Source organism: Georgfuchsia toluolica (genome assembly GCF_907163265.1).
GTDB lineage: Bacteria > Pseudomonadota > Gammaproteobacteria > Burkholderiales > Rhodocyclaceae > Georgfuchsia > Georgfuchsia toluolica.
On sequence record NZ_CAJQUM010000001.1, the window covers coordinates 2965373 to 2977869 of the forward strand.

The window sequence follows — 12497 nt, forward strand, 5'->3', positions numbered from 1 at the left end:
GTAGCGACCCGCCATGCGCGGGTCGTCGCTTTTCAGGAGTTCACCATGCGCTTTCATTTCCCGATCATCATTATCGACGAAGACTTCCGTTCCGAGAATGCGTCCGGACTCGGTATTCGCGCGCTGGCTGAAGCCATCGAGAAGGAAGGCATGGATGTGCTCGGCGTCACGAGTTACGGTGATCTGTCATCGTTCGCGCAACAGCAGTCGCGCGCCTCGGCCTTTATCCTGTCGATTGACGACGAAGAATTCACGCCCGGCCCGGAACTCGATCCAGCGGTGCTGAATCTGCGCAACTTCGTCGAGGAAATCCGCTACAAGAACGCCGAGATTCCGATTTTCCTGCATGGCGAAACGCGCACCAGCCGCCATATTCCGAACGACATCCTGCGCGAGCTGCACGGCTTCATTCACATGTACGAGGACACGCCGGAGTTCATCGCGCGGCATGTGGTGCGCGAGGCGAAAACCTATCTCGATTCGCTGCCGCCGCCCTTCTTCCGCGCCCTGGTGCACTATGCGGGGATGGTTCCTACTCCTGGCACTGCCCCGGCCACTCCGGCGGCGTCGCTTTTTTGAAGAGCCCGGTGGGGCAGATGTTCCACCAGTTCTTTGGCGAGAACATGCTGCGTGCCGATGTCTGCAATGCGGTGGAAGAACTCGGCCAACTGCTTGACCACACCGGCCCCATTGCGGCATCCGAGCGCAATGCGGCGCGCATTTTCAACAGCGACCACCTCTACTTCGTCACCAACGGCACCTCGACCTCGAACAAGATCGTCTGGCATTCCACTGTGGCGCCGGGCGATGTGGTGATCGTCGATCGCAACTGTCACAAGTCGGTGCTGCACGCGATCATGATGACTGGTGCAATCCCGGTCTTCCTGATGCCGACGCGCAACCACTTCGGCATCATCGGCCCGATTCCGAAGAGCGAGTTCATATGGGAGAGCATCCGGAAGAAGATTGCCGCCCACCCTTTCGCCAGCAAGGTGAAGGGCAAGCCGCGCGTGTTGACCATTACGCAGAGTACCTACGATGGCATTCTCTACAACGTCGAGGAAATCAAGGAAATGCTCGACGGCAGAATCGACACCTTGCATTTCGACGAGGCCTGGCTGCCGCATGCGGCATTCCACGATTTCTACGGCGATTATCACGCCATGGGCGCAGACCGTCCGCGCTGCAAGGAGTCGATGATTTTCTCAACCCAGTCCACGCACAAGCTGCTGGCCGGTTTGAGTCAGGCTTCACAAATCCTGGTGCAGGACGCCGAGAACAACAAGCTCGACCGCGACGTGTTCAATGAGGCCTATCTGATGCACACCTCGACCTCGCCGCAGTATGCGATCATCGCTTCCTGCGACGTCGCCGCGGCGATGATGGAAGAACCGGGCGGTCCGGCGCTGGTTGGCGAGTCGATTGCCGAGGCGCTTGATTTCCGCCGCGCCATGCGCAAGGTGGACGAGGAGTGGGGCGCCGACTGGTGGTTCAAGGTGTGGGGCCCGAAGGATCTCTCCGAAGAAGGCATCGAGGAACGCGAAGCATGGATGCTCAAGGCCGGCGAGCCCTGGCACGGCTTTGGCAATATCGCCGAGGGCTTCAACCTGCTCGACCCGATCAAGGCCACCGTCATCACGCCGGGGCTCGATATTGATGGCGACTTTGCCGACGACTTCGGTATCCCCGCCGCCATCGTCACCAAGTATCTTGCCGAGCACGGGGTCATCGTCGAGAAATGCGGTCTCTACTCGTTCTTCATTATGTTCACCATCGGTATCACCAAGGGCCGCTGGAACACGCTGGTGACCGCGCTGCAGCAATTCAAGGACGACTACGACAAGAACCACCCGCTGTGGAAGATGTTGCCCGAATTTGTCGCCAAGCATCCGCGTTACGAACGCATCGGCTTGAAGGATTTGTGCGGCGAGATCCACGGCGTCTACAAGAAGAAGGACATTGCACGCCTGACCACTGAGATGTATCTGTCGGACATGGTGCCGGCGATGCGCCCGTCCGATGCCTTCGCCAAAATGGCGCACCGTGAGATCGAGCGCGTGACCATCGACCAACTCGAAGGCCGCGTAACTGCGGTGCTGCTGACGCCCTACCCGCCGGGTATTCCACTACTGATCCCGGGCGAATGCTTCAATGCCACCATCGTGCGCTACCTGCAGTTTGCGCGCGAATTCAACGAACGCTTCCCCGGCTTCGAGACTGATATCCACGGTCTGGTGAAGGATGGGAAGAACGGCAAGGTGGATTACTATGTCGACTGCGTTCTGCGCTCGTAGGTGACGAAGGCATAGTCGAAGCTGGAGGCAGAGCGATGTCGCTCGCGAATGGTCTCGCGCCAGGTAATGCGGTCGACATCCGGGAAATGCGTATCCCCGGCGAAGTCGGCGTCGAGTTCTGTTAGCTGTAAACGGTCGGCAAGCGGCAATGCCAGGCGATAGATTTCTGCGCCACCGATCACGAAAAGTTCTTCCGCATCGTTCGCCAAGTGGAGAGCGCCTTCCAGTGAATTGACGACCGTCGCGCCTGCGGCGTGATAGGCTGCGTCGCGCGTGATGACGATGTTATGCCGCCCCGGCAATGGCTGCCCCAGCGATTCCCAGGTCTTGCGTCCCATCACGATGGGATGACCGGTGGTCAGGGCCTTGAAATGTTTGAGGTCCTCCGGCAAGCGCCAGGGAAGCGTGTTGTTGCGACCGATGATGCCATTGCGAGCGACGGCAGCAATAAGTGTCAACAACGGTTTCACGCTATACGGCTACCGGTGCGGCAATATGCGGATGCGGTTGGTAGCCTTCGAGCGTGAAATCCTCGAAGCGGAAACCGAAGATGTCCTTGATCCCGGGGTTGAGCTTCATGGTTGGTAGCGCGCGCGGCTCGCGCTGCAACTGCTTTTCCGACTGCTCGATGTGGTTCGAGTAGATATGTGCATCGCCAAGCGTATGCACAAATTCGCCGGGGCTTAAGTCGCAGACCTGTGCGATCATCAGTGTCAGCAAGGCATACGAAGCGATGTTGAAAGGCACGCCGAGAAAAATGTCGGCACTGCGCTGATAGAGTTGGCAGGACAGTTTTCTGTTCGCGACATAGAACTGGAACAAGGCATGGCAGGGCGGCAATTTCATTTTGTCGACCTCACCGGGATTCCATGCGGTGACCATGTGCCGCCGCGAATCCGGGTTGCGCTTGATCCCTGCGATGAGTTGCGTAATCTGGTCGACACTTTTCCCGTCTGCCGTTTCCCAGCGCCGCCACTGCTTGCCGTAGACCGGCCCAAGGTCGCCGTTTTCGTCGGCCCATTCGTCCCAAATGCGTACTCCGTTTTCCTGGAGGTAGCGGATGTTGGTATCGCCCTGCAGGAACCACAGCAACTCGTGGATGATGGAGCGCGTGTGCAGTTTCTTCGTCGTCAGCAGCGGGAAGCCTTTGGCGAGATCGAAGCGCATCTGCCAGCCGAACACCGAACGCGTGCCGGTGCCGGTGCGGTCGTTTTTCACGTTGCCATGCTGCAGCACATGGCGCATCAGGTCGAGGTATTGCCGCATTGGGGGTGGGTTCGATGCGAACGCTATAATCTTTGCGCCATTCTAAAGGAAAGCTCATGTCACCCGCCACACTATCGCTCCACGGTCTGTTTCAAGCCGATCGCTTCCTGCAGCATTCGCACGCCTTGCTGTTGCTGCCCATGGGCAAGACTCTGCCTGAGAACATGCCAGCGCGCAGCCAGTGGCTGGCAATGCTGAAACGCCGCGACAGCAAGCTATCCGACTTGGCCAAAACGCCGCTGGCACTGGACTTGCCGAATGGCGGCCGGCTGGCATGCGCGATGATCGATCCCGCCAAGTCGCGCTTCGAACGCCTGACCCTGTTGCGCAAGGCTGTCATGCTGTTGCTTGACGAAACGCCCGACGAGTTGTCCATCGGTGTCTATGACAATGATCTGGATGTTGTCCGCGACGCGGCCTATGTTGCCCTCCTCAATGGCGCGCTTTTACCGGTTCGTAAAAAGAAGCCCGGAAAGCAGTTGAGCAAGGTCCATGTATTCGGTGCGACCAGGGAGAACGATTTCAGTGCCGTATCCACCCTGGCGCGGGGGAATCTGCTGGCGCGGGAACTCACTGCACTGCCACCCAATGAACTGACGCCGGCCAGCTATCGGCGACGCATCCGCGAACTGGCCAAATCCTCGGGCTGGAGCATCGAGGAATATGACTACAAGCGCCTGAAGAAAATAGGAGCAGGCGCCTTTTGTGCCGTGGCTCAGGGCTCCGATCACGAGGATGCCGCCATCGTGCATTTGCGTTGGCAGCCGAAGGGCGCCGGGAAAAGCATCGCCCTCGTTGGCAAGGGCATCTGTTTCGACACCGGCGGCCACAACCTGAAGCCGGCGCGTTACATGGCAGGCATGCACGAGGACATGAACGGTTCAGCCGTAGTGCTGGGACTATTGCAGACGATCGCGGCGCTCAAGCTGACGGTGGCCGTGGATGCCTGGCTGGCAATCGCGCACAATCACCTCTCGCCCAAAGCCTACACGCAGAACTCGGTCGTGAAGGCGCTCAATGGCACGACTATCGAGATCGTGCATACCGATGCCGAGGGGCGCATGGTGCTGGCCGATACCTTGACGTTGGCGGCAAAAAACAAGCCGCAACTGATGATCGATTTCGCCACGCTCACGGGCAGCATGCACGCTGCGCTGGGCAGCCGTTATAGTGGCATATTTGCAACCACTGACGTGTTGGGCCGGATGGCGGTCGATGCCGGACGCCAAAGCGGCGAACGGGTCTGTCTGTTTCCGTTCGATGAGGACTACGAACCGGCGCTCGATTCCAAAGTTGCCGACATCAAGCAATGCACCCTGGAAGGGGAGGCCGACCACATTCTTGCCGCCCGCTTCCTGAACAAATTCACCGATGATCGCCCCTGGCTGCACGTCGATCTTTCCGCCTCCAGTTGTACTGGCGGATTGGGCGCCGCAGCCACCGACCTCACCGGCTTTGGCGTTGCATGGGGGATTCACTTCCTGCAGCGCTGGCTGCATGGTGAATAAAATGCTCAGAATTTTTTCAGGCAAATCGGATCATCCCCTCGCTGATACGAAATCGGCGCGTGAACTGTTCGACCGCCTGATTGGCTCGGATCCTTTTGAAGCCCTTGATGAAATTGATTCATGGCTGGAGTCGGTCAGCGGAGACGAAGAAATAAAACCGCAGCGGCGTGTCAATGTGCTGTTTGAACTCGACGATATCGGCACTGCGGCGGCGCGCAAGCTGACCCGGGGATTTCTGGCCAAATCCGGTAGCGGCCACGGCCAAAGCCGGAACTACAAGCTGTGGCAGACCGCCTGCAAGTTCTGGCGGCAACTGGCCGCCAGCTATGGGGGCTGGCTGGACCAGTTTGAAGCCAACAAGAAGCTGCGCGAGGAAATGCGCGCGACGTTGCCCATGATGCAAATGCGCTTGCTGCGCGCCTACAGCGGCTGCCTCAAGTGGGAAAAATTCCGCTATGGGTCGCTTGATCCCGACTTGTGGTTGAGCGCGGGCAGGCTTTATCTGGAGGCGGAGAAGAACCGCTGGCTGGAGAAAAAACTGGCGCTTGGCGATGGCACTTCAACGACGATTGCGGCGGAATATCTGCGATTGTTACTGTTCCATGCGGCGTCGATGGATCGCCTTCAGCCGCTGGAAATCGAACTTGCCGAACAATTGCTGTCGCATTTTCTACCTGCATTTTCCTTGACGGCACAGGTGAGACCCGAAAACGTATATTGGGTCGATGCGGCAAAGCCCCTGCCGCCAACGCGACTCGCCAAGCTGCCCGGGCTTGCGCCGACGCTGCGCTTCTTCGCCACGGCCAATGCATGTTCGGCGATAGAGGCATTGTGCAACGAGATTTCCCAGCGGCAAACAGTGCCAAACGAACTCGTGCTCAATCAGCAATTCCCGGTAGCCACGGTGATTGCCGTATTGCGGCACCTCGCTGCTTTCTGCGCGCCGCAACCACCGGTACGTTCGCATGTGCGGCATCAGGTGAAATCCAGAATACGGGCGGTGGATGGATTTCAGGCCGTTTTTGCCACACTGCGCGGCGACGATGCTATTAGCATTTTCTGGACGGTAGAAGATGTAAGCGAAGGCGGGATGCGGACGCGGGCAGAAATGACGGACTATGAGGGACTGGGTATTGGTGCGCTGGTGGCAATGTACCCGGAGGGCGGGGACTACTGGCTGATCGGTATCGTACGCCGCATCGATCGTGAAAACCGGACTCAGGGCAACATCGGCATCGAGACCGTGGGTAGGGCCCCCATCGCGGTGGACATTGACAGTGAAGGCCTGAAAGGGGAAGGCTTGCTGCTGGATTCGGCGCTCAACGCGAGTGAGATGACTTCGCTGGTCGTGTCTCCGGGGATCTGGCAGGACTCCAGACCATTGACTTTCGTGCACGGTGGGCAACATTACCGGCTGCGGCCACAGGAAGAACGGTATCGTGGCAATGATTACGTCATCGGGTGCTACTGGGTAGATGTCCTGGCGGCCTAGGGCAACGTGCTTTCCCCGGCGAACAACTGAGTGATTTCCTCGCGTTTGCGCACCAGATGGGCCTGCGCGCCGTCCACCATGACTTCCGCTGCGCGCGGGCGCGAGTTGTAGTTGGAACTCATGGCCATGCCATAGGCACCGGCGGACATGACGGCGAGCAGGTCGCCTTCATGCACCGCGAGCATGCGTTCATGGCCGAGGAAGTCGCCGCTCTCGCACACCGGCCCGACAACTTCGCATGAACGCGGGAGTTCGTTGCGTTCGCTTACTGCGACGATGTCGTGCCAGGCATCATAGAGGGCCGGGCGCATCAGGTCGTTCATCGCGGCATCGACGATGGCGAAATCATGGGCGCTGCCGTGCTTGAGGATTTCAACGCGCGTCAGCAGCAGACCAGCATTGCCCACCAGTGAGCGCCCCGGTTCCACCAGCAACTGTTCCTTTCGCCCATGCAGTACGCGCAGGATGGGAGCAAGATATTCGGTGACGGATGGCACAGCTTCATCGCGATAGTGAATCCCCATGCCCCCGCCGAGATCGATATGCTCAAGTTCAATCCCTTCGCCGGCAAGGGTGTCGACCAAGGCAAGCACTTTTTGCGCGGCCTCGGTTGCCGGCGCCGGGTCGAGCAACTGCGAACCGATGTGGCAGTCGATACCGGTGATGTGGATATGTGGCAGCGCCGCGGCACGGCGGTAGAGTGGCAGCGCTTCTTCATAGGCGATGCCGAATTTGCTGGTCTTGAGACCGGTCGAGATATAAGGATGCGTCTTCGGGTCAACGTTGGGATTGACGCGGAACGAGATCGGCGCCTTCAAGCCGAGATCACCAGCCACTGCATTGATGCGGTCGAGTTCAGCGGCTGATTCGATGTTGAAGCATTTGATGCTGAGGCGCAGTGCATTGACGATTTCCCCATGGCTTTTACCGACGCCCGAGAACACGACCTTCTTTGCTTCGCCTCCGGCGGCAAGTACGCGGGCGAGTTCGCCGCCTGAAACGATATCGAAGCCGGCACCGAGACGGGCGAAGAGACTGAGCACGGCGAGATTCGAATTGGCCTTGACTGCGTAGCAGATGAGCGCGTTATGCTTGGCGAGTGCCTCGCAGTAGGCGTTGTAGGCTTCTGTCAGTGCCTTGCGCGAATAGACGTAGCAAGGTGTGCCGAATTGTTCCGCGATGTCAGTGAGACTGACTGCTTCGACATGAAGTGTGCCGGTCCGGCGTTCCACGAGTGCCATCAGCGTTGCCCTGCCCCCGTGTTAGGATCGGCCACAGGCGTGTGAGCCTGCTGTGGTGAACTGGACGGCAGGGTCAGTGGCCCCTTGGTGCCACAGGCGCTGAGCAGGGTAATAAGCGCGATAATTGATACCGTAATAAGTGTGAACGGACGCATGGCGCGGACTTCCAACGAAAAATTTGATACTAGCACGCGATGGACGAATCCCGATTCAACCAACTTGCCGATGCAATGCTGGCTCGCATCGAAGCTGCGCTGGCAGAGAGCGATGCGGATTTCGATTACGAGTTGAAACCCGGTGGCGTAATCGAAGTGGAGTTTGCCGGCGGCGGGAAGATCATCATCAATCGGCACACCGCGGCGCGCGAAATCTGGATCGCAGCCCGTTCCGGCGGCTTTCACTTCAAACCTGAGGGCGATGTCTGGGTGAATACGCGCGATGGCTCGCACTTGTTGCCGGCGCTGGAACGCTGCATGAGCGAACAGGCTGGAGCGCCGGTCAAACTCTGTCTTTAGTTCTGCTTTGTCACCGGTTTGGGCGTGGCGTCGCGTACTGGTGCCGGAGCCTGTTCCTGTGGAGGCGCAGACCTTGGGGTCTCAACACTTGCATGAGGCAGTTGCTCGCTATAGATGAATTCGTGCAGGGGTGACTGGTTAACGGGGTCGGTCGCGGCAATCGGCGTCAATCCTTCGGGCATACCCATATAGCTTTCCGGTACGCCCTTCAACGCCTTTTCCATGAAGCTTATCCACATCGGCAAGGCTGCCCCGCCCCCCGTCTCGCGGTCGCCCAGGCTCTTCGGCTGGTCGAAGCCGATCCAGGTGACGGCCACCACGGTCGGATGATAGCCGCAGAACCAGGCATCGACGGAATCGTTGGTGGTACCGGTCTTGCCGGCAATGTCGTAACGCTTCAATACTTGTGCCGCGCGTGCGGCGGTGCCGCGGCGGGTGACGTCATGCATCATGCTGTCCATGATGTAGGCGTTACGCTCGTCGATGACGCGCAATGATTCGTCGCCGGCCACCGGCGGATCGAACTGCGCCAGCACCTTGCCTTTGTCATCGAGAATCTGGCGCACGATATAGGGCTGGATCTTGTAGCCGCCGTTGGCGAAAATGGAATAGGCGGCCAGTTGTTGCCAAGGCGTAACGGAACCGGCGCCGAGTGCCAGGGTCAGATAGGGCGGATGCTTGTCGGCATCGAAACCGAAGCGCGTGATGTAGGCTTGCGCATACCCGGGACCGATGGCCCGCAACAGGCGGACCGAGACCATATTCTTGGATTTGGCAAGGGCGGTACGCAGCGTAATCGGTCCGTCATATTTGCCATCGTAGTTCTTCGGCTCCCAGGCCTGGCTGCCGGTCTCTGCAGCGGGAATGACAATGGGTTCGTCCGGAAACACCGACGCCGGGGTGTAGCCCTTCTCGATGGCCGCCGAATAAATAAAGGGTTTGAAACTGGATCCCGGCTGGCGCCATGCCTGGGTGACATGGTTGAATTTGTTGCGGTTGAAGTCGAAACCTCCCACCAGGGCGCGGATGGCGCCATCGACCGGGCTGGCGGCAACAAAGGCGGATTCGACTTCAGGCATCTGCGAAATCTGCCATTGGTGCTTGCTGTCGTTCACCAGACGGATCACCGCGCCGCGCCGCAGGCGTTTGTTGGCCGGTGCCTTGTCGTCCAGCATGCGTGAAGCAAATTTGAGACTGTCGCCGCTGAGGGTGACGATGCCCTCGCCCCTGACATAGGCGCGCAACCGGCTTGTCGATACATCGAGTACAACGGCGGCCTTGAGGTTATCCGCATCGTCGATATCGGACAGCAGTTCCTCCAGTGCTTCGTCCTGTTCGGAATTGATATCCTGCATGTCGAGGTAAGCTTCGGCGCCGCGGTAGCCATGACGACGGTCGTAATCGAGTACCCCCTCCCGTAGCGCAGCATAAGCCGCTTCCTGGTCGGCCTTGGTGATGGTGGTAATGACTTGCAGTCCGGTACTGTAGGCCGCGTCGCTGAAGCGATCCACCACGATCTGACGCGCCATCTCCGATATGTAATCGGCGTGGATGCCGAAATCGTTGGGATCGTGTTTTACATGCAGGAGTTCTGCGCTGGCGGTTTTGAACTGATCATCGGTGATGAACTTCAGTTCATGCATGCGGTGCAGTACGTAGTTCTGTCGCAGCTTGGCGCGCTTGGGGTTGGCTACCGGGTTAAAGGCGGAGGGAGCCTTGGGTAAACCGGCCAGCATAGCTGATTCCGCGATGGTCAGATCATTTAATGGCTTGCCGAAGTAACTCTGCGAAGCGGCGGCAAAACCGTAGGCGCGCTGGCCGAGATAAATCTGGTTCACATACAGTTCGAGTATCTGGTCCTTGGAGAGACTGTGTTCTATCTTGAAGGCAAGGAGTGCTTCATAGACTTTTCGCGTTAGCGTTTTTTCGCTGGAAAGAAAAAAATTGCGCGCTACCTGCATGGTGATGGTCGAGGCTCCTTGACGTTTGCCGCCACCGACGAAATTTGAATAGGCGGCGCGCAGGACGCCAATTGTGTCGATTCCCGGGTGCTGATAGAAGCGCTCGTCCTCAGCCGCCAGAATCGCATGTTTCATGGTCTGCGGGAAGTTATTGATGCTGACCAGATTGCGCCTCTCTTCGCCGAATTCGCCAATCAAATAGCCGTCGGAGGTATATATGCGCAGGGGCACCTTAGGCTGATAGTTGGTCAGCGCATCCAGTGAAGGCAATTGTGGGTAGGCGAGGATCACGACTATCCCGATCAAAGCTATTCCGATCAGGCCCAGACCCAGCAGGAAAAGCAAGGGTGGGAGGATCCAACGCAAAGAGTTGGGTAATGCGAGGTCTGTTTTGGCTATCACCCGCCCATTATATTGGCTAAGCTACGGCGTGATTTATTACTGCCAGAGTTAGTAAAACGGCTTTACAGGTATATTGGTTGCTGCTAGGATTTGATGTAAATTATTGGCAATCGCTATAACTCAATATTTTTTAAGGGAAATTTCTTGCAGATTGACCTCTCGATCTTCAATCCAAGCAACCGCCCATTGATTGGTTTGGACATTAGTTCATCCTCAATCAAGATGGTCGAGCTTTCGCGCGCCGACAGGGGCGGCATGAAGGTTGAGCGCTATGCGATAGAACTTCTCCCGCATGATGCGGTAGTTGATGGAAAAATCGTCAATATCGAGGCAATTACCGAAACGATCGAGAAAGCGCTACGGCGCATGGGCACCAATGCCAAGCTGGTGGCGATGGCGCTACCTACGGCTGCGGTGATTACAAAAAAAATTATCCTGCCGGCGCATCTGCGTGAGCAGGAGATGGAAGTGCAGGTCGAATCCGAGGCAAATCAATACATTCCGTTTGCGCTTGAAGAGGTCAATCTCGACTTTCAGGTTATGGGGCCCGCTCCATCCGGCCCGGACGAGGTGGAAGTTCTGCTCGCTGCTTCGCGCAAGGAGATGGTTGATGATCGCGTTGCTTGTGCCCTTGGCGCCAAGTTGAAGGCTTGGGTGATGGACATCGAGGCCTATGCCGCTCAAGCCGCATTCGAGTTGGTGGAGACACAGCTACCTGCCGGCGGTCGCGATCAATGTATCGCCTTGGTTGATGTGGGCGCCAACGTCATGAATGTGACCATGATGCGCAATGACCAGACGCTTTACAATCGCGAACAGGCGTTTGGAGGCGCGCAACTCACCCAGGACATCATGCGCACCTACGGCATGAGCGGCGATGAAGCCGAGGCCGCCAAGCGATCGGGTTCTCTGCCCGACAACTACGAGAAAGAAATTCTCGGCCCATTTCTAGAAAGCATGGCACAGGAGGTGGCCAGGGCTTTGCAGTTCTTTTTCACGTCGACGCAATATACCCAGATTGATCATATTGTATTGTCGGGAGGATGTGCGACATTGCCCAATGTAAGTGAGGCGATCTTTGCTCATACCCAGGTGAATACAGTTATCGCGAACCCGTTCACCAATATGACTTTGGCGTCGCGAGTCAAGGCGCGCGCACTTCTTGCCGACGCGCCCTCCCTGATGATCGCCTGCGGCCTCGCCTTGAGGAGGTTCGACCAGTGATCAGAGTCAATCTCCTGCCGCATCGCGAAGAAAAGCGAAAGGCAAGGCGCCAGCAGTTTTTCGCCGTGGCCGGTTTATTGGTGGTTTTGGCCGGGGTTATCTGGTTTCTTGGTTTTACAGTCATCAATGGATACATAAACACGCAGCAGGCGACGAACGAGTATCTAGAAAAGGAAATCAATGTCCTTAAAAAGCAAATTGAAGAGATTTCCAGCCTCAAGGAGCAGACCGATGCCTTGCTTGCCCGCAAACAGGTTATTGAGTCACTACAGGGGAGCCGGGCACAAACGGTGACGCTGTTCACTGAACTATTAAGCCGCGTTCCGGACGGAATCAGGCTGGTTTCATTGGGCCAGGATGGGCGCAAAATCGCTATTACCGGTGAGGCCTTGTCAGAGGCGCGCGTATCGACATTACTCCGTTCTTTGGAAGAGTCGCCGTTATTCGAGCATGCCGTACCGATTGAGATACGGGCAATACCTTCCGCCAGTAATAACTCGTTGTTCACCTTCCAGTTATCGGTGATGATTGCACAGCCATCGGTGGACGCGACGAAGGCGAAACCGCGTACTGGGGGAGCAGCCAAAGGCTAGA

10 protein-coding genes and 1 pseudogene are annotated in these 12497 nt (G+C 57.7%); 6 read left to right on the forward strand and 5 right to left on the reverse strand.

Annotated features, from left to right (window positions below; genetic code table 11):
* The first annotated feature begins 45 nt into the window (after nucleotides 1-45).
* Nucleotides 46-2294: pseudogene (locus tag K5E80_RS13990) on the forward strand (Orn/Lys/Arg family decarboxylase).
* On the opposite strand, the gene K5E80_RS13995 reads toward K5E80_RS13990, so the two are convergent.
* Together K5E80_RS13995 and K5E80_RS14000 are read right to left on the reverse strand one after the other, a co-directional pair.
* Complete coding sequence (locus tag K5E80_RS13995; protein WP_220636738.1) at nucleotides 2267-2764, reverse strand: dihydrofolate reductase; 498 nt, start codon at nucleotides 2762-2764, stop codon at nucleotides 2267-2269. The pseudogene K5E80_RS13990 and the gene K5E80_RS13995 overlap by 28 nt on opposite strands.
* Before the next feature lies 1 nt (nucleotide 2765).
* Nucleotides 2766-3560 (reverse strand): thymidylate synthase, encoded by a 795-nt coding sequence (locus K5E80_RS14000; protein WP_220636739.1) that lies wholly within the window; start codon nucleotides 3558-3560, stop codon nucleotides 2766-2768.
* 56 nt (nucleotides 3561-3616) lie between these two features.
* On the opposite strand from K5E80_RS14000, the gene K5E80_RS14005 reads away from it, so the two are divergent.
* Both K5E80_RS14005 and K5E80_RS14010 read left to right on the forward strand, forming a co-directional pair.
* Nucleotides 3617-5068 carry a M17 family metallopeptidase gene (locus tag K5E80_RS14005; RefSeq protein ID WP_220636740.1) on the forward strand — a complete coding sequence of 484 codons (1452 nt, stop codon included), beginning with the start codon at nucleotides 3617-3619 and terminating at the stop codon, nucleotides 5066-5068.
* A 1-nt stretch (nucleotide 5069) separates the two neighbouring features.
* Nucleotides 5070-6560, forward strand: coding sequence for a PilZ domain-containing protein (locus K5E80_RS14010; protein WP_220636741.1), 1491 nt, complete (start codon nucleotides 5070-5072; stop codon nucleotides 6558-6560).
* Here the strand turns inward: K5E80_RS14010 and lysA are convergent.
* Together lysA and lptM are read right to left on the reverse strand one after the other, a co-directional pair.
* Entirely contained in the window at nucleotides 6557-7801 is a 1245-nt protein-coding gene (gene lysA / locus K5E80_RS14015; RefSeq protein ID WP_220636742.1) for a diaminopimelate decarboxylase, read from the reverse strand. The two genes, K5E80_RS14010 and lysA, sit on opposite strands and share 4 nt — an antisense overlap.
* Nucleotides 7801-7956 carry an LPS translocon maturation chaperone LptM gene (gene lptM / locus K5E80_RS17225; RefSeq protein WP_220636743.1) on the reverse strand — a complete coding sequence of 52 codons (156 nt, stop codon included), beginning with the start codon at nucleotides 7954-7956 and terminating at the stop codon, nucleotides 7801-7803. The genes lysA and lptM overlap by 1 nt, the downstream gene beginning before the upstream one ends.
* Nucleotides 7957-7995: 39 nt before the next feature.
* Between lptM and cyaY the strand changes: the two genes are divergently transcribed.
* Nucleotides 7996-8316, forward strand: a complete 321-nt coding sequence (gene cyaY / locus K5E80_RS14025) for an iron donor protein CyaY (protein ID WP_220636744.1) — start codon at nucleotides 7996-7998, stop codon at nucleotides 8314-8316.
* Here the strand turns inward: cyaY and K5E80_RS14030 are convergent.
* The gene (locus K5E80_RS14030) at nucleotides 8313-10622 is read right to left on the reverse strand and encodes a penicillin-binding protein 1A (protein WP_246590991.1); all 2310 of its coding nucleotides are present in this window, start codon (nucleotides 10620-10622) and stop codon (nucleotides 8313-8315) included. The genes cyaY and K5E80_RS14030 overlap by 4 nt on opposite strands.
* Before the next feature lie 207 nt (nucleotides 10623-10829).
* Between K5E80_RS14030 and K5E80_RS14035 the strand changes: the two genes are divergently transcribed.
* Together K5E80_RS14035 and K5E80_RS14040 are read left to right on the forward strand one after the other, a co-directional pair.
* Nucleotides 10830-11903: a pilus assembly protein PilM gene (locus K5E80_RS14035; protein WP_425514560.1), complete on the forward strand. Its 1074-nt coding sequence runs from the start codon at nucleotides 10830-10832 to the stop codon at nucleotides 11901-11903.
* Entirely contained in the window at nucleotides 11900-12496 is a 597-nt protein-coding gene (locus tag K5E80_RS14040) for a PilN domain-containing protein (RefSeq protein WP_220636746.1), read from the forward strand. The genes K5E80_RS14035 and K5E80_RS14040 overlap by 4 nt, the downstream gene beginning before the upstream one ends.
* Nucleotide 12497 lies beyond the last annotated feature (1 nt).